A 24,801-nucleotide genomic window follows, 5' to 3' on the forward strand; every position below is an offset into this window, starting at 1 on the left:
CCAATTCGGGGTGCCAGTTCTTGAAAGTCCAATCAAATATAAAAACGGCCCCCTTCTGGAGAGCCGTTCCATGTTTCGTTATATTGGCAGCAGCAGTTTCAGGCCGAATGCCAGCAAAATCACACCGCCAAGGAATTCGCTGTATGATCCAAGCCACCCTTGGACCTTTCTTCCCGCCAGCAGTCCAGCCCAGGTTAATATTGTTGCAGCTAATCCGAAACAAAGGATGGCCGCCATGGTCCTCGTTCCGTAAATCCCCAGTGTCAACCCAACTGAAAAACTATCAAGGCTGACACTCAGCGCAAAAAATACAAGCCCAAAACCAAGCGGCGTAATCACGCTTTCCTGATCCTTTTTGAGCCCTGCCCAAATCATCTGGATTCCAAGCAGGACAAGCAGCAAGCCGCCAATCAGGGATGCGAATGCCCCAAACTGCTCGGACAGGAACCTGCCCGCAATCATCCCGACCAAAGGCATCCAAACGTGAAAAATGCCAATGGTAATGCCGACTTTAAAAATCTGCCGTAGCCGAAGCCTGTACATTCCCATTCCCAAGCCCACGGAAAATGCATCCATTCCAAGTGCAAACGCCATCAGCAACAGTGTTGCCAACTCTCCAACCATCATCGACATTGTGACCAGCTCCCCGGACATGCTAGTTCATCATATGCACGTCCAGGTATGTTTAGAAGGTGTGGATAACGGATTATGGACGGCCCGGCCAAGGAGCGCGACGCTTTCCTGGAGCATTCCTCTATGTTGAGCTTTCATGAAATGCGTCACTTTCCTTAGGGATCAGTTGGAAGTTCCTTATCAATTCTCATGTTCGAAAATGACCTTGTTCCCGGCAGCTTTCATCAATCGGTTCATAATGGCATGGCCAACGCCTACTTCAGGGAACATTTCGCTAAAAATCACATCGGCTTCGGATTCATTGAACATCCGAAGTGTATCATAAAGCGACGCGGCGACCGTATCGAGGCTATCCCGCTTCCCGCAGGCAATGACCACATCCGCCTTGTAGAAGCCCGCACTTTCCTCAGTCGCCAAGATGCCAGCCCGCTTACCCTCTTCCATTTGTTGTGTTGCCAGCTGCTGCAAGTATTCACGGCTTCCGGCAACCAAATAAAGCGGAGCTTCGGGGGCATAATGCCTGTATTTCATGCCTGGCGCCTTCGGATTTGCATCCTCCGCCGAAAGAGCGGGATCCACCTCGACGCTGCCGATTACCGATTCAAGCTGCTCCCTTGTAATTCCCCCCGGGCGCAGGATCGTTGGAACCTCGCTAGTACAGTCAAGGACGGTTGACTCCACGCCAACCCCCGTTGGCCCGCCATCGACAATTCCGGCAATTTTCCCGCTCAAATCAGCCGCTACATGGGCGGCTGTTGTGGGGCTTGGTTTTCCGGAACTGTTAGCACTCGGCGCAGCTATCGGAAGCCCGCATTCCTTAAGAATTGCAAGCGCGACAGGATGGTCAGGCATCCTGACCCCTACAGTCTCAAGGCCCGCAGTGGCCTTTTCCGACAATGCACTTTTTTTCTTTTGTAAAATAAGCGTCAAAGGACCTGGCCAAAACGCATCCATCAGCCTGTCCGCTACGCGAGGAATTTCCTCTACAAAGCTTGCCATCTTTTCTCTCTCAGCAATATGAATAATGAGTGGATTATCTGATGGCCTTCCTTTGGCCAGAAATATTTTTGCAACTGCCCCATCATTTTCTGCATTCCCGCCAAGTCCATATACGGTTTCCGTGGGAAATGCGACTACTTCATTTTCGGCCAGAAGCTGGGCGGCCAGTTTGATTTGTGGATTATTTATCAACTTTTCCACAGCGTTATCCACTGTCCAACGTTTTGTTTCCATCTTTTTTCACCTTAATTCATTTACGCCATTTATCTCAATACATAAGACAAAAAGGCACTTTTCGGTTTCTTTTTCCTTGAAAGTATAAAAGAAGAGATGGGTAAACACAAGGCATTATCCACAATTTGTGGATAATCCTATTGAAATGGTGGATAACTTTGTGGATATATCCACATTTTAGAATTGGAATTTCATAAAAACCGAGTTTTCCACATTTAGTATCTCCATAACATGCGCAGAGCGGAAAAATGCCTCTGGAAGCTCGCTTTTTACAATCATGCTGAAGCCGGCCATTTCAAAGAAAGGAATCGCGGCCCTCTTATTTGTCGCGAGATAAACTGCCTTTAATCCTTTCTTATTCGCCAAATGAAGCATTTGCTCAAACAGCTTGAACAATTTCTGTCCCCCAAGCCCTTCCGAAAGCGCAAGCGACCGAAGAAGCCCGAAATCACCAAATAGCATAATGCCAAGGCTTGCCTTTATTTCACCATCATTTTCAGCGATAAGGAATTGCTCTGCCATTTCCTCGTCAATACCGGCCGTACCCAAGCCCGCCTTTTCCAAAAAACCAATGATTCTGGCAAGATCCTCACGTGTGCCGCTTTTCAATGACAATTCCATCTCTCCCACTCCTGTTCTAGTAATCTACTCTATGACTATGTAGGAGGGAAAAAGAATAGAACTATCACGACTAAATGAAAAGCGTCGAAGCCTGGATACGGATGAAAAAAGCAGCATTCCATCAGAATCCTCTCGCAGATTTATTTCTGCTTCTAAACGCGTAGCCACTTCGGACTTATTCTCTATTATTAAAAACAACCTAGCTGCCTAAAAAGTTTTTGTAAAGCATCCTCTTGGGCTGAAGAGGAACTCTATCATTCAAGCCGATTTGAGTGGCATCCTTTTCGCATGTTGACCTGATAATGTCATTCAACGGGATTTGAGCGACTTCCTTTTCGCATTTTGCCCAATCAATGTCACTCATCTGGATTTGAGTGACTTCTCTTTCAGATTTTGACCAATCAATGTCACTCATCCGAATTTGAGTGACTTCCTTTTCGGATTTTGCCCAATCATTGTCACTCATCTGGATTTGAGTGACTTCCTTTTTGGATTTTGCCAAATCAATGTCACTCATCTGGATTTGAGTGACTTCCTTTTTGGATTTTGCCCAAACAATGTCACTCATCCGGATTTGAGTGACTTCCTTTTCGGATTTTGCCCAATCATTGTCACACATCTGGATTTGAGTGACTTCCTTTTCGGATTTTGCCCAAACATTGTCACTCATGCTTATTTGAGTGACTTCCTTTTCAGATTTTTGCCCAATCATTGTCACTTATCAGGATTTGAGTGACTTCCTTTTCGGATTTTGCCCAATCAATGTCACTCATCCGAATTTGAGTGACTTCCTTTTCGGTTTTTACCCAATCAATGTCACTCATCGGGATTTGAGTGACTTCCTTTTCAGATTTTGACCGATCAATGTCACTCATCCGAATTTGAGGAGCATCCTTTTTTAGGATCTGGCGAGACTTTGTCATTCATCCAAAATCGAAAAATTAAAAGTTCCTGTTGAACGTTGAAAAAGGCGCCCAACCAACCGATTGGGCACCCTTTAAATACAGAACTCTTATTTGTTGTTATTGTCCCAGCGGGCTTTTCCACCTTTTTCGCCGATTTCTTCATAGAAATTGCGGTCATGGTTATTGCTGGTTGCTTCGCCGCCTTTACGGCCAATTTCTTGATAGAAATCTTTTCCGTGGGACTCAGCTGTCGTTTCGCCGCCTTTGCGGCCGATTTCCTGGTAGAAATCTTTATCATGGGATTCAGCTGTTGCCTCCCCGCCTTTACGGCCGATTTCTTGGTAGAAATCCTTATCGTGGGATCCAGCTGTTGCTTCCCCGCCTTTACGGCCGATTTCCTGGTAAAAATCTTTATCGTGTTTTCTGCTTGTTGCTTCTCCACCCATACGTCCTGCTTCTTCTCGAGACATCTTTCCGTTGTTATTTCTAGCCATCGTTAAGATCACTCCTTCGAAGATTTTGTGTTGCACACTCCTTCTTTAACCGCTTCTCCACTTTAAAAACACTATACAACCGATTGTTATTTATTTGTAAATGAAAAGAGATAATGGAGGAAGAAAAATACTGAAGTGGAAATCAACTTTTAGCTTCTTTAGGTTTGACTTAGGAAATTACTATTTTTTTATAGTAAAAAAAGCCCGCATAGCAGGCTTTAATTCATGAGTTTCTCCCATAATTCCACAACAAAAAACTTTACCTTTACCGGTTGTTCATCTTCTGCAACAAAAACTTTTTTAGTATAATGATTTTCGGAGTTTTTCTCACTTATGAAATTAGTCCCCAGAAGCTCGTTCTTTTGGGTTAACTGCTCCTTTTGAATGTTGTTAATATTGTCCTTATTTTCTTCTGCTGAAACTTTTCCAGTCGAATATTCCCCAATATTTTCCGCGGGTTTTTCAGCTTCTTTTTGTCCAGCTTCCTCAACGGTTTCAGGGCTTTCCAACTCGTTAATTTCTCTTTTTTCTATATTCCTTGTTTCCTTCTGCGTATCCTCAAATCCAGGTGACCTGACAGCTGTCCCGCTTGAGAAATCAAGAAAGCAGAGAGGGGGGTACAATACACACCACCAATTGGCACCCTTTCCTTCACCAAGTGTAATGAGGATTGCCTCATACTTACCAGCTGGATAAAGGAACTGTCCGTAAAGCTTTGTCGGAAAGTTTACGATACCGAACTCAACCTTGGCACTTTGGGTAAACCTATTTTCATCAATTACTTCCCTGGCAATCGCTTCAATTTCCGGAAGATGCCCCTTGATGACATCCCTTGCCTCATCCAGGCTCGTCAATTCTCCAACCCACTCCGTTATTTTGTCGTTGACCTCATCACGTACTTTGCGCTTTAATTCCTGGTCCGCCTCTGTGTCGCTATTCGCCAGGATTCTTAACCGGATGGCTTCACCCGGAATGATAATTTCCTCTTTGCTGGCTGCCTGTATTTGCGGCGCATATAGATTTACGATTGTTCCAATTGATAAGGCCGCCAAGTACAGCCAAACGATTAGTTTATGATTCATTTCCCCCACCGTCCTTCACTATCAACAGTCTGGCCAAAATGGAAGAATCATAAACTAGGAGAAACTTTTATTTAAAAAACTTCGGCTCTTCCGGTTTCAATATTTAACTTATTGTTGAAGAAGATTCCCGCAAAATATAAAAACCCGGCCTCTGCCGGGTTAAACAATTATCACTACTATTATACCGGCAACATCGCATGGCTGCGGCACTTTTCCATTAAAAGGACATACTTTCCCTCGGTAAGGACAGTCGATTTCAACTGTGCCAGCATGGCAGGATCTGCCTCATCGTTAAGAACGTACTCCTGTATGATGTCCCAGAGCAATTCGCCATCCGTTACCTGGATAACCGGAATGTCCACTTCTCCCTCAATACTAGTATCCTCTTTTGCAACAAGCGTCATATCCTCTGACCTGCAGCCGCTGTTTCTAAGTTCTTTTATGGCGGACTCCAGCCTTTGGATACTATCAAAGATGCCGACAATGGCATTTTCCATTATGTCTCCCCCCGCGAGTAAAAGTGCCGACTGCTCTATTTACCCTCTTTACGAGACAGTTAAACACATTACCAAAATGTTTAGTCACACTCTTAAGTCCGCTCGATGAATACCATGCGGTCTTTTCCGTTTATATCATTGATGACTTCCACATTTGCGGTTGGGAAGGTTCTTTTACATAGAGAAGCAACCGCAGCTCCCTGGCCAGCACCTATTTCAAATCCGACAAGCGCCCTGCTATTCAGGACAACTGGCAACTCCTCCATGAATCTCCTGTAAAAATCAAGGCCGTCACTGCCCGCGAACAATGCCCTATGCGGCTCATGCCCTGTCACGACATCGGACATCCACGCCTTGTCACCATCTGGGATATACGGAGGATTTGACAAAACAATATCGAAACGGGTCCCCGCTTGAATAAACGGCTTCAAAAGGTCACCCTGGACAAATCCCACATCCGCTCCAAGGCGGCGGGCGTTTTCCTCAGCGACCAGAAGGGATCCAGCAGCGATATCCGTCGCTGTCACAGAAAGACGCGGTTTTTCAAGTTTCATTGTAATCGCAATGGCCCCGCTGCCTGTCCCGATATCGGCGAGCTTCAAATCTCCCGCATCGCCGAACATTGCCTTAATTCTTTTATGCGCGCCTTCAACAAGTTCTTCGGTCTCGGGCCGCGGTATCAGCACTTCTTCATTCACCAAAAATGGCCTGCCATAAAATTCTTCCTGGCCAATAATATACTGAACCGGCTTTCCGGCGGCATGCTTCCGGACGGCTTCCTCGAACTGTTTAAGATGGCCAGAAGAAATTTCATCCCTCATAACCGTAAACAGCCTCGTCCGGTCGATTCCAAGGACGTACCTCAACAATACCTCCCCAGCAAATTCTTCCCGGCCTGCCTCTTTTAAAAAAGAAGAAGCCCAGTTCAGGGCTTCATATACTTTCTTACTCATTTGAAGCACTTTCCAGCCTTTTGGATTGGTCTTCAAGGATGAGCGCGTCGATGACTTCATCAAGCTTCCCTTCAAGAATTTGGTCTAACTTTTGGATAGTCAGCCCAATCCTGTGGTCGGTTACGCGGTTTTGCGGGAAATTGTACGTACGGATACGCTCGGAGCGGTCACCAGTGCCAACTGCTGACTTGCGCACCTGGTCATATTCCGCCTGTGCTTCACGCTGGAACTTGTCATATACGCGGGCGCGGAGAATCTTCATCGCCTTGTCCCGGTTTTTGTGCTGGGATTTTTCATCCTGCATGGAAACAACAATTCCAGTCGGAATATGTGTCAGCCGGACAGCGGACATCGTCGTGTTAACGGATTGTCCGCCAGCGCCGCTTGAAGCGAAGGTGTCGAACCGGATGTCCTTGTCGTGTATTTCAACTTCAACTTCTTCGGCTTCCGGAAGGCACGCGACAGTAGCGGTCGAGGTATGGATTCTTCCACCTGATTCAGTCTCTGGTACACGCTGGACACGATGCGCTCCATTTTCGAATTTCAGCCTGGAATATGCGCCGGTACCGTTAATCATAAAAATAATTTCCTTGAAACCGCCAAGGCCGGTCGGGCTCGCATCCATGACTTCAGTCTTCCAGCCCTGGGCTTCTGCATAGCGGCTGTACATCCGGTAGAGGTCCCCAGCGAAGAGAGCTGCTTCATCCCCTCCGGCTGCCCCGCGGATTTCAAAGATAACGTTCTTGTCATCGTTCGGGTCTTTCGGAATAAGCAGGATCTTCAGCTTTTCTTCAAGCTCCTCGATTTGGGAGGAAAGCTCATTCACTTCCTCCTTCACCATATCGCGCATATCCGCATCAAGCTTTTCTTCAAGCATGGCCTTGGCATCTTCTAACTGCTCTTTCGTTTCCTTATACTCACGGTAAACCATGACAGTTTCCTGTATATCTGATTGCTCCTTGGAGTACTCGCGGAGCTTTTTTGAATCATTTATTATGGCTGGATCGCTTAAAAGCTCATTCAGCTTTTCATAACGGTCCTCAACAGCCTGAAGACGATCAAACACACTATTCACCTCAGTTATTAGTCCAAATCTTTTAATCTTCATTCCACACGGACAACCAACCATGATGGGCAGTTTTCACCCTGAATGATGAAAATCCTTTTACATGGAAGAATAGCATCCCTTCCATCATCACTTTATTATAATACAGCCGGAAATCTCCGTCAAAGCCGCTTTCAATGCAACACTTTCCTCAGTTTTTCAAACCATTGATGCATACGGCAATTTATTTTCTTTTTAGTGTATTCAGGGTTAAATCCCGGTAAGAAGGGTATTTTTTTACAAAGAAACTGGAAAGGATGAGTCTCGTGACGTTTGTAGCACTGTTGAAAAAAGGGAACAAATCCTCCGGAATCGCCGCGCTCGCAAATGCGATACTTGCTGTAATAAAAGGAATTGCCGCCTTTTTGAGCGGAAGCGGGACTATGTTTGCAACGACCCTGCACTCTGTGGCCGATTCGACGAACCAGGCCTTTGTATTTATCGGGAGCGCCCTGGCCGAGAAAGCACCGACAAGAAGGTTCCCGACAGGATTTGGGCGAGTCGTTAATCTGTTCGTCCTGATTGCGGTCGTTGTCATCTCGATTATGTCCTACGAAACGGTGCATAAAGGCTGGGAACTAATACAAAACCCGAAGAAACCAGAAAAAATTTTGCTGAATGTGCTAATTTTACTCGCAGCAGTCGGGCTAGACGGAGCTGTGCTCGTTAAGGCAATGAGGGAAATTGTCCATGAAACACGAAGCAATGCAAAAGGGTTGGCGATGATTCCAGCCGCTTTTAAAAATGTAAGGCTTGCCTCACCCCCGACAAGGCTCGTTTTTTATGAAGATATCATCGCGACCTTTGGAGCGGCACTTGCCCTGCTCGCTATTGTCATGGCAAATATGACAGGACTCTACTTCCTCGACGGGGTCGGAACGCTTTTGATTGGATTTATGCTATTTGGCATCGCCATAAAAATTGGCTATGAAAATACCGTGGGCCTGATTGGGGTTGCGGCGCCGAGAGTTATTGAGGACAGGATTGCCAAAACCATTTTCTCGGACCCCGACGTGGACGACATTAATAAATTGCGGATTGTTCAAGAAGGCCGCCAATACCATGTAGAAGGCTATATTGAGCTTAAAAGAGGCCTAAGCCTCGCGGTGGCAGATGATATTAAATTCAGGATTAGGGACAGGCTGCTCACCGACCCGGATATTAGCGATGTTACAATTGGAATATTGGAAACCGATGGGATTCCCGATTGGAAACCATCACTGGACGAATAAAAATCCTTTTGGTTTATAACATCGGTAATACGGTATTTCCTGTTAAAAAAAGAGGCTCGTCCAACACGGACAGCCTCTTTTTATTATAAAGCTTTTGTTTTATAGATGGCCATTTCAACATCGGCCGCCGAGTTTGGAACCTCATGGTGGTGCCTGCAGCGTGGCTCATATGCTTCAGAGGCGCCGACAAGAATAATCGGATCATCATAGGATGCCGGGCGGCCGTCAATAAGGCGCTGCGTCCTGCTCGCGGGCGAACCGCAAACGGCGCATACGGCCTGCAGTTTAGTAACAAGTTCGGCAACTGCCATAAGGTCGGGCATTTTACCAAAAGGCTCGCCACGAAAATCCTGGTCAAGCCCAGCGGCAATGACCCTGAAACCGCTGTTGGCTAGATGCTGGATAACATTGACAATATCATTGTCAAAAAATTGGACTTCATCGATTGCAATGACATCGACTTCAACGTCGATATGGTCAAAAATTTCAGTGGAATGTGAGATTGGCATGGCAAAAAAGGATGTTCCATTATGTGAAACAACGGATTCCTCACTGTAGCGGTTATCTATTTTTGGTTTGAAAACAGCAATTTTTTGCTTGGCGAATTGCGCCCGGCGGACTCTCCGGATCAATTCCTCCGATTTCCCTGAAAACATGCTGCCACAAATAACCTCGATCCAGCCGCTTTGTTTCATAACGTACATACTGCTGCCTCTCCTTCCGTGCATACCCTGTTAAAATTATTATGTATTTCACTCTTCATTTTCACGCGTTCACCGGCATAAGCGCCTTAACTACTGTTGTTTTTACCCAAACTGACGGCATAAAACCGTCATTCCGCCAAAATTCGATGAATTTCCCGTTAGAAAAAGTAAAAAAAACAGGCAAGCGATGTTGATTCTTGCCTGTTTTTGAACAGTTTTTTCGATTACTGCTGTTGCTTGATGCCGTATTTCTTGTTGAAACGGTCAACACGACCGCCAGCTTCAGCAAATTTTTGACGTCCTGTATAGAATGGATGGCACTCGGAGCAAGTTTCAACGCGAATTTCGTTTTTCACTGATCCGGTTTCAAACTGGTTGCCGCAAGCGCAAGTCACCATTACTGTTTTATAATTTGGATGAATTCCTGCCTTCATTCTTTTCATCTCCTTCCGCCCTGAATCATTCCGAAACAGAGTTATAGACCCGGGTGCATAGTAGCCCCGTAGTGGTAAAAAAACACTGTTATCATTATAGCAAGCCTGTTCAGCTTTTGCAAGATGGAATTTTCAAGAAAACGATAGGAATTTATGGTGGAAATGCACCGCCAAATTTACTGTTGTTTTCTTGCTGTGCTTGCTTTCATTTCTTCTCCCACCTGGGCAAAGAATTCTTCATTGGACTTTGTCTGCCTCAACTTTTTCAGGAAGCGTTCGGCAAAGTCGGGGCTGTCAGACATTGATTTCCTGATTGCCCACAGCTTATCAAGCTGGTCTTTTGGAAGGAGCAGTTCTTCCTTCCTTGTTCCCGACCGCCGGATATCGAGAGCCGGGAAAATCCTTCTTTCGGCAAGTGAACGGTCGAGATGAAGTTCCATGTTTCCTGTCCCTTTAAATTCCTCGTAAATGACATCGTCCATCCGCGAGCCAGTGTCAACCAGGGCAGTCGCAAGGATAGTCAGGCTCCCGCCTTCTTCGATATTCCGCGCCGCCCCAAAGAATCGTTTCGGACGGTGGAAAGCTGCCGGGTCAATCCCCCCTGACAGGGTTCGTCCGCTTGGCGGAATCACCAGGTTGTACGCTCTCGCAAGCCTTGTAATACTATCCATCAGGATAATGACATCCTTCTTATGTTCGACTAGGCGCATAGCGCGTTCGAGGACAAGCTCCGCAACCTTGATATGGTTTTCAGGCACTTCATCGAAAGTCGAGCTGACAACATCCCCCACAACGGAACGTTCAATGTCGGTAACCTCTTCAGGCCGCTCGTCGATTAACAGGACAATCAGTTCTGCTTCCGGGTGATTGGTCGTAATGCTGTTGGCAATTTCTTTTAACAGCATTGTTTTACCGGCTTTTGGCGGAGCGACAATCAGTCCGCGCTGGCCGAAGCCAACCGGGGCGATTAAATCCATAATTCGTGTGGAAAGATGCTTTGGAGTCGTCTCTAGCTTAATTTGCCTGTCAGGATACAAAGCGGTAAGAGCAGGGAAGTGGACGCGTTCCTTTGCCGACTCTGGATTTTCGCCATTGACAGCCTCAACATGAAGGAGGCCGTAGTAACGCTCACTCTCCTTTGGAGGCCGGACCTTGCCTGAAACTTTATCGCCATTCCTAAGGTCAAAGCGTCGGATTTGCGACGCCGAAATATAAATGTCCTCGGAGCTTGGAGAATAATTGATTGGACGCAGAAATCCAAAACCCTCCGACTGGATAATTTCCAGAACGCCTTCCATGAAGAAATAGCCCTGCTGCTCCGCACGCGCTTTTAGGATGGAGAAAATGAGTTCTTTCTTTGTCAATTTGCTGTAGTAGGAAACTTTATATTCCCTGGCCAGCTCATACAGTTCCTTAAGCTTCATATTTTCGAGGCTTGTAATTGTTAATTCCATTTGGACACCACGCTTTACTTATTTGGTTCTTCTCTTTGCTGCATCCCTTGGGATGCCCTCGTTTTTTTTGCAAATGAAAACGGTTGAAAAACAGGCATAACGTTCAATCAAATAAGGTTGAAATGCCATGTTTCATGCAGAGAGGAATTGATTGCTCTTGAAGGGTTCTGGAAGTTTAATTGGAAGATTAGCAGATGCTTACAAAACAATTTCTATTTTACCCGTTATTCAAAAAAATAACCATAGTTTTTGCAATTTGGGTTTTTTCGGCCGAGAGCGGGCCCAAGCCAACCCGGGGCCCGGATTCAATGGCCCCATTCTTAACTGGCTGGTTGGCCTTCCTTAAAATTCAAAGGCCGGCCAAGATATGTGAGGAGTTAATTACCCTTAGGAACAGTGAAAGGTTAACGTATCACAAGGTTTGGTTTTTTATGAAGGCTGTGCCGCCCTTCAATAAACCGGACAGTTCCTGATTTTGCCCGCATGACGACCGAGTGGGTAGATCCATAGGTGCCTTTAAATTGGACCCCCTTCAACAGCTCGCCATCTGTTACCCCTGTTGCGGCAAAAATGGCGTCATCACCCTTGACGAGGTCTTCCATACGGAGCACTTTATTGACATCAAGGCCCATTTTCCTGCAACGTTCAATTTCCGCATCATTTTGAGGATCGAGCTTCCCGATTAGTTCCCCGCCGAGGCATTTCAAAGCTACGGCAGCCAGAACACCTTCTGGGGCGCCTCCCGATCCGAATAAAATATCGACGCCGGTAAAATCGAACGCGGTGTTGATTGCGCCTGCCACATCACCATCATTGATAAGCTTGATCCTTGCGCCTGCTTCACGGAGCTGGGCGATAATGCCCGCGTGGCGCTCCCGGTTCAGGACAGTGGCGACGACATCCTCTATATCCTTGTTTTTGGCCCTGGCAACAGCCTTAAGATTATCAAGGACAGAGGCATTTAGATCAATTTGCCCGACTGCCTCGGGACCAACCGCGATCTTATCCATATACATATCTGGTGCATGGAGTAGGTTCCCATGGTCGGCTACCGCCAATACTGCCAGCGCGTTCCAGCCCCCGGATGCAACAATGTTCGTACCTTCAAGGGGGTCTACCGCGACGTCAACCCTGGGCCCATAGCCAGTGCCGAGCTTTTCACCGATATAGAGCATGGGCGCTTCATCCATTTCCCCTTCTCCAATAACAACCGTGCCCTTCATCGGTACTGTATCAAATACATCCCTCATGGCCGAAGTGGCCGCATCATCCGCTTCATCCTTTTTTCCGCGGCCCATCCACCGCGCGGAAGCCAGTGCAGCCCCCTCTGTTACGCGGACCAGTTCCATCGTTAAGCTTCTTTCCATCGGTTTTTCCCCCATCGTTCGTCTAGTTCTATTAAAACTTGTTAATCCCTAGTATAGCAGAAAGCAGCTTTAAAAGGCGCTGCCTGGTGTATGGCTGGCGCCTTCATGACGATGTTACGTATTTTTAAGCTGCTCGACTTCCTCTTCGGTCATCGCTTCCCGCCAGACCGTCGCTCCAAGTCCGTTCAGCTTTTCAACAAGGTTGCTGTAACCCCTGTCAATATGCTCAAGTCCAGTTACTTCGGTGATTCCTTCAGCCATTAACCCAGCAATGACGAGTGCCGCGCCCGCACGGAGGTCGCTTGCCTTGACCTTTGCCCCTTGAAGCTGGATGGGACCGGAAACGATGGCAGACCGCCCTTCAACCTTGATGTTCGCATTCATCCGCCTTAGTTCGTCGATATGCTTGAAACGGGCACCATAAATCGTATCCGTTACCATGCTTGAACCTTCTGCCCTTGTCAAAAGGGACGTAAACGGCTGCTGGAGGTCTGTTGGGAACCCAGGGTAAACTAGCGTCTTAATATCGACAGCCTTCAGCCTGGGCGAACTCCGCACAAATATCTGGTCATCGCCGGCTTCGACGTACACTCCCATTTCACTCAGTTTCGCAATCAGGGACTCAAGGTGCTGGGGAATAACATTATCGACAAGGACCCCATCCCCCATTGCGGCGCCAAGAATGATATACGTCCCTGCTTCAATCCGGTCCGGGATGATGGTGTGCCGGCAACCATGAAGGCTGTCCACGCCGTCAATTCGAATGACGTCAGTTCCCGCACCCTTTATACGGGCACCCATGTTGGTCAGCAACGTGGCAACATCGATGATTTCAGGTTCCTTGGCCGCGTTTTCGATTACGGTCCGGCCTTTTGCACGGACAGCAGCGAGCATAATATTGATGGTCGCTCCGACACTGACAACATCGAGGTAAATCCGCGCGCCTTTTAATTCTTCCGCCCTCAGGTAAATGGCTCCCTGTTCGTTCGTAACACTTGCCCCGAGCGCCTCAAAACCTTTAATGTGTTGGTCGATTGGCCTTGGTCCGAGATGGCATCCGCCCGGAAGCCCGATTACTGCTTTCTTAAACCGGCCAAGCATGGCTCCCATCAGGTAATAAGACGCCCGTAGCTTTTTCACTTTCCCATTTGGCAGCGGCATGGAAATCATGCCGGAAGGATTAACCGTCATTTCATTGTCAGACAGCTTTACCTGCCCACCGATTTCTTCCAGAAGCCCTTTGAGGATTTCAACATCCGATATATCGGGCAGCCCCTCGATAGTAACAGGAGAATCCGCAAGTATTGTGGCTGGGATTAATGCGACCGCGCTGTTTTTGGCCCCACTTACCCGGACAGTCCCTTTAAGGGGATAGCCACCGGCAATTTTAAGCTTTTCCATTTCCGACTCCCTTTCCAGCCATCGATCACAGCTGTTCGGCCGATAGCTTTGCTGCCGGCCGAGGCTTAAGGTATTATTTTCCATTATCTCTAGGCATAATCCGGCAGTTTGTCTTACCTTCTAGTTTACACGAAAATTCCCTTTTCATGTATCGATAACTAAAAAAGTTCAAAAATAGTAAGCGTTTTCCATTTATACAATCAGAATTCGCCGCTTAGCGGGAATTCCAGTCTTTCAGGAATGCCTCGATTCCTTTATCTGTCAACGGGTGATTGAAAAGCTGCATAAGGACTTTATACGGGATTGTAGCGATATCCGCCCCACGTAATGCTGCTTCGGTCACATGCATTGGATGCCTGATGGATGCAGCGATAATTTCCGTTTCAATGCCATGGACTGCGAAAATGTCAGCAATAGTCGAAATAAGATCCAACCCATTTTGGCCGATATCATCTAGCCTTCCTAGGAATGGCGATACATAGCTAGCGCCTGCGCGGGCAGCAAGCAACGCCTGATTCGCATTAAAAATGAGCGTCACATTCGTTTTAATGCCTTCCTTGGAAAAAGCATGGACAGCCTTCAGTCCCTCAGGGGTCATCGGCACTTTGATTGTGATATTCGGAGCGATTTTCGCCAGCTCCTTGCCCTCTTTAATCATGCCTTCCGCATCAAGTGCAATGACCTCGGCGCTAACAGAGCCGGATACAAGATCCGTTATTTCCTTTAAGCGATCTTCAAAGGATACTCCCTTTTCCTTGGCGACAAGGGAAGGGTTTGTTGTAACTCCCGCTAATAGGCCAAGGGCGTGCGCCTCTCGTATTTCTTCCATATTGGCTGTATCGATAAAGAACTTCATAGTCAACCTCCTGATGTTTAATTCTGTTTATTTTATCCGAACTAGAAATAAATGAACTGAAACCGCCCTCTGATCCAGGGGCGGTTCCTCAATCTTTACATGGCCTCAGCCGTATAAATCGGCGGATTCCGCCATGGGGGCATTAAGCTTTGCCTGATGAACCGAATTCACGCATTTTCCCAATAACGGTTTCTTTAATCGCATCACGGGCAGGACCCAAATATTTGCGAGGGTCGTACTCATTCGGCTTGGCAGCCAGAACTTCACGCACAACCTTTGCGGACGCCATTTGATTTTCGGTATTTACATTGATTTTTGCGGTTCCGAGCGAGATGGATTTTTGGATATCCTTCGTCGGGATGCCGGTTCCTCCATGCAGGACGAGCGGCAAGCCGGTAATGTTGCCGATTTCCTCCATTTCTTTGAAACCGAGGTTCGGTTCACCTTTATAAGGTCCGTGAACGGAACCAAGCGCAGGAGCCAGACAGTCAATTCCTGTGCGTTTTGCAAGTTCTTCACATTCCTTCGGGTCGGCATAAATTACGCCATCCGCGATAACATCATCTTCCTGTCCGCCAACTGTCCCAAGCTCGGCTTCAACAGAAACACCTTTTGAATGCGCATATTCAACCACTTTCGTTGTGATTTCAATGTTTTCTTCAAATGGGTTATGGGAGGCGTCAATCATGACGGAAGTAAAGCCAGCATCAATGGCTGCCTTGCACTTGTCAAAGCTTGAACCGTGGTCAAGATGGATTGCGACAGGCACTGTGATACTATAATCCTCCAAAAGGCCCTCAACCATTTTTACAACAGTTTTAAACCCGCCCATATAACGAGCGGCGCCTTCGGATACCCCAAGGATGACAGGAGACTTCTCCTCTTCGGCAGCCAAAAGGATTGCTTGAGTGAATTCGAGATTGTTCAGATTGAACTGGCCGACAGCATAGCCTTCCGATTTCGCCTTGTTCAGCATATCAGTCATGGAAACTAAGGGCATTGTATTTCCTCCTTATGTTGGCCGTAAATCAGCCAGGGTTCCCATAATAACGTCCCCCTCGCGCTGGCCGATTATGTAACGATTTTTGGCCGGCTGAAAGATTCTTTCGCCAGCCAATTCCATTAGTTATCATATCAGACCGGCCCCGAAAATTCCATTAATCACTTAGGTTTTAGCAATTTTCCGAGATGTAAGCGCCGCCATTTTCCTTTTATACCACATTGCTGGAAACTGAAACTTTTTAAAGGGTGATTTTTAAACCCCCTGGTTCCTGTCTGCGTAAACTTTTACGGCATTCCGGATATCATCAATATCGAACGGCTTTGCGAAATGGGTTATTGCCCCAAGATCTTTTGCCTCCTGGATCATATCCAGTTCCCCATAGGCTGTCATAATGATGACCCGAATCTCAGGATCAATGATTTTCATTCTTTTTAGTATTTCAATACCGTCCATCCCGGGGATTTTCATATCAAGCAAAACTAAGTCAGGTGAATGCTTCTTTACAATATCAAGTGCCTGGATGCCATTTGCAGCCTGGAATGTGGTATATCCTTCCTTTTGAAAAACCTCATTCAGTAGAATTCGGATACCAAATTGGTCATCAACTATCAATATTTTCCCTTTCATTCAACAATCGCCCCGATTCTCCCAACTAATTTTCTTTCCCAGGCATAATCCGCCCCGGTTATTCCTTTTGACTATTTCTCCTTTTCTTCGCAATATCCTGCAAAAATTCTGCGGTGAATTTACGACATTTTTTGCAAGATGGCGGAATTTGTCTATAATGAAAGAAAAATGGATGAGTGGAGGCCGCCATGTTAAAAATGTTTTCCACGCAGCTTGCAGGGCTGCTTGGCAGGATTCACGATAAACAGGAAGATAATCTGGAGGATGCCGCCCGGCTTTTGGCACAGGCCGCAGCAGGTGAAGGGCGTATTTTTATTTACGGGACTAGGGAAATGGAAGCCGTCGCGCTTGAGGCAACACTTGGCGAAGAACCTCTTCCTTCCGCCGTAAACTGGAACGGGGAGGAAACAGCAGAGTTCACAGCCGCGGACAGGGCTTTGATTGTTACACGTTTTTCAAGGGATCCTGACGCCATTAAGGCAGCAAAGCTTTTACAGAAAAAAGGGATTCCATTTGCCGGCATCTCTTCCGCCCGGGAGGAAGCTGACGGCGATACTCTTGAAAATCTTGCCGATGTCCATGTCGGGCTTTTGCTAAAAAAAGCCCTTTTGCCGGATGAGTCCGGCGGCCGCTTTGGATTTCCGGCTCCTATCGCAGGTTTATTTGCCTATTATGGAATCAAGTTCATCATTGATGAGATCCTAGCCGAATATGAAGAATAGAAGCAAAAGAGCCGACTCCCTTTACGAAAGGGCCGGCTCTTTTTCATAACCGTTATTGATTTAAAGATGCGTGGATGAACTCACGGAAAAGCGGCTGCGGACGGGTCGGCCTAGAAAGGAATTCCGGATGGAACTGGGATGCCACGAACCAAGGATGGTCCTTTACCTCGATCGTTTCAATCAAACGGCCATCCGGGCTAGTTCCTGAAAACACAAATCCAGCCTTTTCCATATTCTGGCGGTAGTGATTATTGAATTCATAACGATGGCGGTGGCGTTCGTAAACAACCTTTTCGCCATAAGCATCAAACACCTTCGTCCCCTCAACCAGTTTGCATGGATAAAGGCCAAGGCGAAGCGTTCCACCAAGATCTTCAACATCCTTCTGCTCCGGCAGAAGATCAATGATTGGATGGGTTGTGCCTGGATCGATTTCAGCGGAATGAGCATCCTTCAAGCCAAGGACATTCCGAGCGTATTCGATAGTTGCAAGCTGCATGCCAAGGCAGATTCCAAGGAATGGAACCTTGTTTTCACGCGCGAATTTAATGGCCGAAATTTTCCCTTCGATGCCCCTGTCCCCAAATCCACCAGGAACAAGTATGCCGTTTACATCCCCGAGTAGTTCGTTGACATTCTCTTCCGTCACATCTTCGGCATTGACCCACTTGATTTCAATGTCTGAATCATATGCGTAACCCGCGTGCTTGAGTGCTTCAACAACGGAAATGTACGCATCCTGAAGCTCAACATATTTTCCGACAAGCGCAATCCTTGTTTTCGCTGAAAGATGAGTCACCTTTTCGACAAGGGCTTTCCATTCAGCCATATCCGCTTCTGTGCATTGAAGCTTTAAATGGTCACAAACAATTTGATCCAAATGTTGATCCTGTAGTGCAAGAGGTACGGAATAGAGCGTTTCCGCGTCTCGGCACTCAATGACGGCTTCTTTGTTAATGTCGCAGAAAAGAGCGATTTTATCCTTCATATCCTGTGAAACAGGCATTTCTGTACGGACAACAATGACATTGGGCTGGATGCCGAGGCTGCGCAATTCCTTTACACTGTGCTGTGTTGGCTTTGTTTTCATCTCGCCAGCCGCCTTGATGTACGGAATCAGGGTACAATGAATGTACATAACATTCTCGTGGCCAATATCGCTCTTGATTTGGCGGATAGCTTCGAGGAACGGAAGGGATTCTATATCGCCGACCGTACCGCCGATTTCAGTAATGACCACATCCGCATTCGATTCATGGCCAGCTCGGAAAACGCGTTCCTTGATTTCATTGGTTATATGTGGAATTACCTGTACAGTCCCTCCAAGATAATCTCCGCGCCGTTCCTTTTTCAGTACGGTTGAATAAATTTTCCCTGTCGTTACGTTGCTATTCTTCGTCAAGTTTATGTCGATGAATCGCTCGTAATGGCCAAGGTCTAGGTCTGTTTCTGCTCCATCCCCGGTTACATATACTTCACCATGCTGGTACGGGCTCATGGTTCCCGGGTCAACGTTGATGTACGGGTCAAATTTTTGGATGAATACTTCCAAGCCCCTGTTTTTCAATAGGCGGCCAAGGGAGGCTGCAACAATCCCTTTGCCAAGTGAAGATACTACCCCACCCGTTACGAAAACATACTTTGTCATTATAAAGTCCCCCTCTAATACAGTTTGTGCAAACTTGGTTTGTTTACTGCTTTTTCGCAAAAAAAATAGTACGGCGGCAAGCGGCTAATTCATACTAAGGGGAATTTTAACAGAGCACTGCAATGAAACCCAAAGCCGAAATGCAAAGAACAAAATGCGCAAGCGCCTTCGCGACAAGCAAAAGGCCGCTTGTCCCTGCGATGATTATTCTAAGGAGCTTTCCTTAGTGGTCAGCCCCGACAAGCATAAGACGTGGCCCGCAGGACGGGCCTGCCCTCCGGAGGGAACCGGCTTATGACCTCAAGGGGCTAGGCGCTGTAGCTGGATTACAATAACTTATTTAGAGTTATCCACAAGGTTTCATTTTAAAATTTCCTAAAGAATAAAAAAGCGCCCAACCTGCCATATTGGCAAGGGAGCGCTTGATAGTAAATTCTGTCCGTCCTTATTTAAGGAGCCCAAAAATGATTCTACAGGCAGCGACACGGAATGTCAAGCCTCTACAGGTCTTCGTCATCCTCATCATCGCTCAGCTCTTCTTCCTCTAATGCCTCAAGGCTTTCCTCAAGGTCATCATCCAAATCCTCATCAAGCTCCTCGTCAAGTTCCTCATCCAAGTCATCTTCGAGGTCCTCGTCAAGGGCTTCATCTTCCGCAATGTCAAAATCTTCATCATCTTCCTCGAATTCCTCGGCTTCTTCAAGTTCGTCGAAGGCATCTTCTTCGTCATCAAGGACATCCTCTTCCTCGAATTCTTCAAGATCATCGTAATCGAGATCATCGTCAAGCTCTTCGTAATCTTCGAGTTCATCAATGATTTTCTTCGCCTTTTTCTTCTTCGGCTTAACAGCGGCCACCTGCTCTTCTTCAACCGTATCAACCGGATACCAGACACGAAGGCCCCATTTGTTTTCGCCAAGGCTGATAAAACGCCCATCTATGTTCAAATCGGTGTAAAATTGCGCCATCCTCGCCTTGATTTCATTTGCTGAAATATCCCCAGCGGCCGCAATTTCATCAAGCAGCTCATTAAATGATACTTGCTGTTTTTTACTTTTCAGCAACTCATAGGCCATTTCAATCAAAGACAATTCCTTTAACTGCTCTTTTGAGTATTGTTCTAAACCCAACATTGGCACTTCCTTTCTCATTTGAACCACCAGGTCCAGGAAGAGATTCTTCCAAATTGCATATTCTTCATTATAAACAAATTATTCCGGTTTTAGCCAGTTCTAATTTGGCCAGAGTTTAATTTACCGGACCGGTCCCATTTCCTCTCCCTTTTCTCCGCGATTTTCGTTCCTTTTCCTTCAAGATTTCCTTGATGGTAAGGAAAAGGAAGAGAATGGCCAGCAACAAAAAAGAAATAGCCCCTAACTGGCGCTGATACAGATAATTGAGTGGCCAGGCCAAGATGACAAGAAGCAAGACGACATATTTCAATTTCACTATTTTCACCAGCCATTCTCCGGGTTATATGCCAATATTATATATGAAAGTCAGGAAAATTTAATCGTTCCGGTACTTTTTTCGGAAAAAAATATTCCGGGCCGGCCAGAGCCGCTTTTTTTAAAATCAGCCAGGGATGGCTGGTTAGGCCATCCCCGAATTTTCTAAAAATGAATGTTTAAAGTTTGTCTAGCTCTAGCGTCGAGCGCTACGGACGCTTCCTCTTTTCTTTGTCCAGTTCCAGCGCCCAGCGCCTAGTGTACTTCGGTCCCCTCGCTACGATAAGTCAACATCGATTCGCCTTCGCTCATCGTGTTTCCTTTATCTCCATCGGGGCCCTCCAGTCCATACGGCGCTAAACGGACGCTTCCTCTTTTCTTATCTACATATTGCGCCTGTACTGGCCACCAACCTGATAAAGGGCGTTTGTGATTTGGCCGAGGCTGGCAACTTTTACAGTTTCCATCAGCTCGGCAAAAATATTCCCTCCGGAAACAGCCGTTGCCTTTAGCCTTTGAAGGGCTTCGGCCGTTTTGTCCGCGTGCTGTTCCTGGAACTTCCTTAAATTCGCGATCTGAAGTTCCTTTTCTTCCATCGATGCCCTTGCAAGCTCCATATTGTTCAAATCATCCTCGGAAGGAGGATTTGGATTCAAATACGTATTGACCCCGATAATCGGCAGCTCTCCGGAATGTTTCTTCATTTCATAGTACATCGATTCATCCTGTATTTTGCCGCGCTGGTATTGGGTTTCCATAGCACCCAAAACGCCCCCGCGGTCATTGATTCGCTCGAACTCCTGAAGGACTGCCTCTTCGACAAGGTCTGTCAACTCATCGATAATGAACGCTCCCTGAAGAGGGTTTTCATTTTTGGACAGGCCATGCTCCTTCGTAATAATCATCTGGATTGCCATCGCCCTCCGCACCGATTCTTCGGTAGGAGTCGTAATCGCTTCGTCATACGCATTCGTATGAAGCGAGTTGCAATTATCCTGGAGCGCCATCAATGCCTGTAAGGTAGTCCGGATATCATTGAAGTCAATTTCCTGGGCGTGCAGGGAACGGCCCGATGTCTGGATATGGTACTTCAGCTTTTGGCTCCGTTCGTTGGCTCCGTATTTATCACGCATAACCGTCGCCCAAATCCGGCGGGCTACCCGGCCGATGACTGTATATTCGGGATCAAGGCCGTTCGAGAAGAAAAAGCTCAAATTCGGCGCGAAATCATTGATATCCATGCCGCGGCTCAAATAATATTCGACATACGTAAAGCCGTTGGCGAGCGTGAAGGCCAGCTGCGAAATCGGGTTTGCTCCGGCTTCTGCAATATGGTAGCCCGAAATCGATACCGAATAATAGTTGCGTACTTGATTGTCGATAAAATATTGCTGGATATCCCCCATCATCCTTAGCGCGAATTCAGTCGAGAAAATACATGTGTTTTGTCCTTGGTCTTCCTTCAGAATATCCGCCTGCACGGTCCCGCGGACATTTTTAAGCGTATATGCCCGGACCTCTGCAAATTCTTCAGGTGTGAGCATCCTGCCTAATTCAGCCTCTTTTTTCTCGACTTGCTGGTGAATTGCCGTGTTCATAAACATCGCGAGAATGATCGGCGCCGGTCCGTTGATCGTCATCGAAACCGACGTTGACGGGTGGCACAAGTCAAATCCGGAATACAGTTTCTGCATGTCTTCGAGCGTGCAAATGCTGACTCCGCTCTCTCCGACCTTACCGTAAATATCCGGGCGGTAATCCGGGTCTTCCCCATACAGGGTAACAGAGTCGAACGCAGTGCTCAACCGCTTTGCCGTATCATCCTTCGACAAATAGTGGAAACGTCGATTTGTCCGCTCTGGCGTACCTTCCCCCGCGAACTGGCGCTTCGGGTCCTCCCCTTCGCGCTTGAACGGGAAAACCCCCGCTGTGTAAGGGAAAGCTCCCGGCACATTTTCACGGTAAACCCAGCGCAGGATCTCGCCGTAATCCTTGTATTTCGGCAACGAAACCTTCGGGATATCAAGTCCCGACAGGCTCTTTGATTTCAGCGCGGTCCTGATTTCTTTGTCGCGGATTCTGACCACATATTCGTCCGCCTGGTAATCTTCCTTCAGTTTTTCCCAGCCTTCGAGTATTTTTCTCGATTCAGGTGACAGCGCCGCTTTCGTATCTTCCTTTATCCGGTTCAATTCTGCAATCGTCTCTTCACTTCCGCCTTCACCGAGCGCTTCAAGGACACCTTCAATTTGGAACAGCTTTCGCGCAAGATTTGCCTGTTCTTCCGCTTTTTTATGATAGTTTCTGACCGTTTCGGAAATTTCCCTTAAATAATACCGGCGGTCGGTTGGAATGATAACATTCTGCTTTTCCACCTTCGCATTTTTTGTAAAAGTGGTCTTCCAATCTGTACCGGCCTTTTCATTAATTTTTTCAATCAGTGCGGCAAAGACTGCATTCGTGCCGGGGTCATTGAACTGGCTCGCGATTGTACCATAAACCGGCAGGTCTTCCGGATCTTTTTCAAACAGCATATGGCTTCGCTGATATTGCTTTTGAACCTGGCGCTTCGCGTCCTCAGAGCCCTTTCGCTCAAATTTGTTAATAACGATAAGGTCCGCAAAATCAATCATATCGATTTTTTCAAGCTGTGTTGGCGCGCCGAACTCACTCGTCATGACATACATCGATACATCGCAAATTTCGGTAATGGCGGCATCGCCCTGGCCAATTCCGCTTGTTTCGACAACAACGAGGTCAAAGCCGGCAGCCTTTACAACCGCTACCGCATCCTTGATCGCCAGGGAAAGTTCACTTCTGGACGCCCTTGTCGCAAGGCTCCGCATATAAACGCGAGGATTGAAGATGGAGTTCATGCGGATCCGGTCTCCTAGCAGCGCTCCGCCTGTCTTTTGCTTTGTCGGGTCAACCGAAAGGATGGCGACCTTTTTTTCAGGAATTTCATTGATGAACCGGCGGATCAGCTCGTCGGTTAGCGAGCTTTTCCCTGCTCCGCCTGTGCCGGTGATACCGACAACCGGGACCTGCGCGGCTACCGCTTTCACCTTTTCGATAATTTCCGAGGTAGCGGCCGGTTCTTTCCCAGCCCCAACCTGGTATTCAGCAAGCGTAATCATTTTAGCAATCGCTTTCGTATCACCCTTTTGAAGCGCTTCGATTTCAGCGGCCGGTTCCTTTGGCATGGTCGGAAAATCGCATTCCTCCACCATCTTATTGATCATGCCCTGAAGGCCATGCTTTCGGCCGTCTTCTGGCGAAAAGATACGGGCAATGCCGTAATCATGCAGTTCTTTTATTTCACGCGGTATAATGACCCCGCCTCCGCCTCCATAGATGCGGATATGGCCCGCGCCCTTTTCATTCAGTAAGTCGTACATGTATTTAAAATATTCGACATGGCCTCCCTGGTAGGAAGAGATTGCAATTCCTTGAACATCTTCCTGGATCGCCGCGTTCACTACTTCCTCCACGGAGCGATTGTGGCCAAGATGGATAACCTCAACTCCTGTCGATTGGAGGATTCTTCTCATAATATTGATCGAGGCATCATGTCCGTCGAACAGGCTTGAAGCAGTAACGAACCGGACATGGTGGACCGGCTTATAAATTTCCTGCTTGCTCATCGTTCTCCTCCTCTCAATGTAGCGTGTCCGCTCAATTGCCCGCTTGGTTTCCCTTTCGAAATTCCCGATAACAGTAGTTCTGTCTGGTGATGGATGTATTCCTCTAGCGTGAACCGTTTCTTTAGCGCCCAGCGGCGGAATCCCCACATCTGGCCAAGAACTATAATGTCATGGGCAATCAGCTCTATTTCTTTTTCCGATAATACGAGTTCCCCATTTTCCGCACAGCGGGAGAGCAGCTTGCCAAACATCGCCGCCATCTCATTTTCCTTCCGAAACACGTAAGGAAGCGCGTCTTTTGACAGCGATTTCGCCTCCTGATACATAACGAGGACCTCATCCTGCATCTCGTCCATGATCCTAAAATAGTCCGCGATGCCCTGCTTCAGGCTTTCGAGTGTCCCGCCTCTACCATTCAGGTCCTTTATGAGTTTGCCTGAAACCTGGTCATAAATGCTGTCGCACACAAGATATAGGACATCTTCCTTAGTCCGGATATATTCATAGAGGGTGCCAATGCTGAAGCCGGATGCCTTCGCGATCTCCCTCGTTGTGGTGCGGTGGAAACCCTTTTGTTTAAATAGAGCGACAGCTCCCCTTACCATCTGGCTGCGCCTTCTTTTGACAAGAAGTTCATCCTTTACAGATGCATGGACTTCCCGCTTTTTCACAAAACCACCGCCTTTTTAAATGCCGATTATTTGTTTCATTTTTTCACAGAGAATGTAAACTTCCTCG

25 protein-coding genes are annotated in these 24,801 nt (G+C 47.2%); 2 read left to right on the forward strand and 23 right to left on the reverse strand.

Going from position 1 to position 24,801, the window contains the following annotated elements; translation table 11 throughout:
- Nucleotides 1-78: 78 nt before the first annotated feature.
- The 10 genes from V1499_RS21675 to prfA all read right to left on the reverse strand — a co-directional run bounded on the left by V1499_RS21675 (nucleotide 79) and on the right by prfA (nucleotide 7,484).
- Nucleotides 79-633, reverse strand: a complete 555-nt coding sequence (locus V1499_RS21675) for a manganese efflux pump MntP family protein (protein ID WP_409272497.1) — start codon at nucleotides 631-633, stop codon at nucleotides 79-81.
- A 180-nt stretch (nucleotides 634-813) separates the two neighbouring features.
- Nucleotides 814-1,866, reverse strand: a complete 1,053-nt coding sequence (locus V1499_RS21680) for an L-threonylcarbamoyladenylate synthase (protein ID WP_409272499.1) — start codon at nucleotides 1,864-1,866, stop codon at nucleotides 814-816.
- 177 nt (nucleotides 1,867-2,043) lie between these two features.
- Nucleotides 2,044-2,487 carry a GNAT family N-acetyltransferase gene (locus V1499_RS21685; protein WP_409272500.1) on the reverse strand — a complete coding sequence of 148 codons (444 nt, stop codon included), beginning with the start codon at nucleotides 2,485-2,487 and terminating at the stop codon, nucleotides 2,044-2,046.
- Nucleotides 2,488-2,686: 199 nt separating this feature from the next.
- A complete protein-coding gene (locus V1499_RS21690; protein ID WP_409272501.1) occupies nucleotides 2,687-3,157 on the reverse strand; it encodes a hypothetical protein in 471 nt (156 codons plus the stop codon).
- Nucleotides 3,158-3,179: 22 nt separating this feature from the next.
- A complete protein-coding gene (locus tag V1499_RS21695) occupies nucleotides 3,180-3,362 on the reverse strand; it encodes a hypothetical protein (protein WP_409272502.1) in 183 nt (60 codons plus the stop codon).
- 137 nt (nucleotides 3,363-3,499) lie between these two features.
- On the reverse strand, nucleotides 3,500-3,886 hold the full coding sequence (locus V1499_RS21700; protein ID WP_409272503.1) for a KGG domain-containing protein: 387 nt from the start codon (nucleotides 3,884-3,886) through the stop codon (nucleotides 3,500-3,502).
- Between the two features lie 218 nt (nucleotides 3,887-4,104).
- Nucleotides 4,105-4,968: a stage II sporulation protein R gene (gene spoIIR / locus V1499_RS21705; protein ID WP_409272504.1), complete on the reverse strand. Its 864-nt coding sequence runs from the start codon at nucleotides 4,966-4,968 to the stop codon at nucleotides 4,105-4,107.
- A gap of 179 nt (nucleotides 4,969-5,147) precedes the next feature.
- The gene (locus V1499_RS21710) at nucleotides 5,148-5,465 is read right to left on the reverse strand and encodes a hypothetical protein (protein ID WP_409272506.1); all 318 of its coding nucleotides are present in this window, start codon (nucleotides 5,463-5,465) and stop codon (nucleotides 5,148-5,150) included.
- A gap of 92 nt (nucleotides 5,466-5,557) precedes the next feature.
- Nucleotides 5,558-6,418: a peptide chain release factor N(5)-glutamine methyltransferase gene (prmC, locus tag V1499_RS21715; protein WP_409272508.1), complete on the reverse strand. Its 861-nt coding sequence runs from the start codon at nucleotides 6,416-6,418 to the stop codon at nucleotides 5,558-5,560.
- Entirely contained in the window at nucleotides 6,411-7,484 is a 1,074-nt protein-coding gene (gene prfA / locus V1499_RS21720) for a peptide chain release factor 1 (protein WP_409272510.1), read from the reverse strand. The genes prmC and prfA overlap by 8 nt, the downstream gene beginning before the upstream one ends.
- Nucleotides 7,485-7,780: 296 nt before the next feature.
- Here prfA and V1499_RS21725 point away from each other — a divergent pair, with 296 nt between their 5' ends.
- A complete protein-coding gene (locus V1499_RS21725) occupies nucleotides 7,781-8,755 on the forward strand; it encodes a cation diffusion facilitator family transporter (RefSeq protein ID WP_409272512.1) in 975 nt (324 codons plus the stop codon).
- Between the two features lie 83 nt (nucleotides 8,756-8,838).
- On the opposite strand, the gene V1499_RS21730 is transcribed toward V1499_RS21725, so the two are convergent.
- The 8 genes from V1499_RS21730 to V1499_RS21765 form a co-directional block, all read right to left on the reverse strand.
- The gene (locus tag V1499_RS21730) at nucleotides 8,839-9,459 is read right to left on the reverse strand and encodes a thymidine kinase (protein WP_409272514.1); all 621 of its coding nucleotides are present in this window, start codon (nucleotides 9,457-9,459) and stop codon (nucleotides 8,839-8,841) included.
- A 224-nt stretch (nucleotides 9,460-9,683) separates the two neighbouring features.
- On the reverse strand, nucleotides 9,684-9,893 hold the full coding sequence (gene rpmE, locus V1499_RS21735; protein WP_316570593.1) for a 50S ribosomal protein L31: 210 nt from the start codon (nucleotides 9,891-9,893) through the stop codon (nucleotides 9,684-9,686).
- 176 nt (nucleotides 9,894-10,069) lie between these two features.
- Nucleotides 10,070-11,347, reverse strand: coding sequence for a transcription termination factor Rho (rho, locus tag V1499_RS21740; RefSeq protein ID WP_316570594.1), 1,278 nt, complete (start codon nucleotides 11,345-11,347; stop codon nucleotides 10,070-10,072).
- A 404-nt stretch (nucleotides 11,348-11,751) separates the two neighbouring features.
- Nucleotides 11,752-12,714: a class II fructose-bisphosphatase gene (gene glpX, locus V1499_RS21745; protein ID WP_316570595.1), complete on the reverse strand. Its 963-nt coding sequence runs from the start codon at nucleotides 12,712-12,714 to the stop codon at nucleotides 11,752-11,754.
- 114 nt (nucleotides 12,715-12,828) lie between these two features.
- Nucleotides 12,829-14,115, reverse strand: coding sequence for a UDP-N-acetylglucosamine 1-carboxyvinyltransferase (locus V1499_RS21750; protein WP_409272517.1), 1,287 nt, complete (start codon nucleotides 14,113-14,115; stop codon nucleotides 12,829-12,831).
- A gap of 214 nt (nucleotides 14,116-14,329) precedes the next feature.
- Nucleotides 14,330-14,971, reverse strand: a complete 642-nt coding sequence (gene fsa, locus V1499_RS21755) for a fructose-6-phosphate aldolase (RefSeq protein ID WP_409272518.1) — start codon at nucleotides 14,969-14,971, stop codon at nucleotides 14,330-14,332.
- 142 nt (nucleotides 14,972-15,113) lie between these two features.
- On the reverse strand, nucleotides 15,114-15,971 hold the full coding sequence (locus V1499_RS21760; RefSeq protein ID WP_409272519.1) for a class II fructose-bisphosphate aldolase: 858 nt from the start codon (nucleotides 15,969-15,971) through the stop codon (nucleotides 15,114-15,116).
- A 255-nt stretch (nucleotides 15,972-16,226) separates the two neighbouring features.
- A complete protein-coding gene (locus tag V1499_RS21765) occupies nucleotides 16,227-16,601 on the reverse strand; it encodes a response regulator (protein ID WP_409272521.1) in 375 nt (124 codons plus the stop codon).
- 188 nt (nucleotides 16,602-16,789) lie between these two features.
- Between V1499_RS21765 and V1499_RS21770 the strand changes: the two genes are divergently transcribed.
- Nucleotides 16,790-17,323: a DUF2529 family protein gene (locus tag V1499_RS21770; RefSeq protein WP_409272522.1), complete on the forward strand. Its 534-nt coding sequence runs from the start codon at nucleotides 16,790-16,792 to the stop codon at nucleotides 17,321-17,323.
- Between the two features lie 52 nt (nucleotides 17,324-17,375).
- Here the strand turns inward: V1499_RS21770 and V1499_RS21775 are convergent, their stop codons facing one another.
- The 5 genes from V1499_RS21775 to V1499_RS21795 all read right to left on the reverse strand — a co-directional run bounded on the left by V1499_RS21775 (nucleotide 17,376) and on the right by V1499_RS21795 (nucleotide 24,734).
- Nucleotides 17,376-18,971 carry a CTP synthase gene (locus V1499_RS21775; protein ID WP_409272524.1) on the reverse strand — a complete coding sequence of 532 codons (1,596 nt, stop codon included), beginning with the start codon at nucleotides 18,969-18,971 and terminating at the stop codon, nucleotides 17,376-17,378.
- 500 nt (nucleotides 18,972-19,471) lie between these two features.
- Complete coding sequence (rpoE, locus tag V1499_RS21780) at nucleotides 19,472-20,104, reverse strand: DNA-directed RNA polymerase subunit delta (RefSeq protein WP_409272526.1); 633 nt, start codon at nucleotides 20,102-20,104, stop codon at nucleotides 19,472-19,474.
- 115 nt (nucleotides 20,105-20,219) lie between these two features.
- On the reverse strand, nucleotides 20,220-20,429 hold the full coding sequence (locus tag V1499_RS21785; RefSeq protein WP_409272528.1) for a hypothetical protein: 210 nt from the start codon (nucleotides 20,427-20,429) through the stop codon (nucleotides 20,220-20,222).
- 373 nt (nucleotides 20,430-20,802) lie between these two features.
- Nucleotides 20,803-24,063 (reverse strand): fused isobutyryl-CoA mutase/GTPase IcmF, encoded by a 3,261-nt coding sequence (gene icmF / locus V1499_RS21790; protein ID WP_409272530.1) that lies wholly within the window; start codon nucleotides 24,061-24,063, stop codon nucleotides 20,803-20,805.
- On the reverse strand, nucleotides 24,060-24,734 hold the full coding sequence (locus V1499_RS21795) for a TetR/AcrR family transcriptional regulator (RefSeq protein ID WP_409272531.1): 675 nt from the start codon (nucleotides 24,732-24,734) through the stop codon (nucleotides 24,060-24,062). The genes icmF and V1499_RS21795 overlap by 4 nt, the downstream gene beginning before the upstream one ends.
- Between the last annotated feature and the right edge of the window lie 67 nt (nucleotides 24,735-24,801).

Origin of the sequence: Neobacillus oceani (assembly GCF_046237595.1) — a bacterium.
GTDB lineage: Bacteria > Bacillota > Bacilli > Bacillales > Cytobacillaceae > Bacillus_D > Bacillus_D oceani.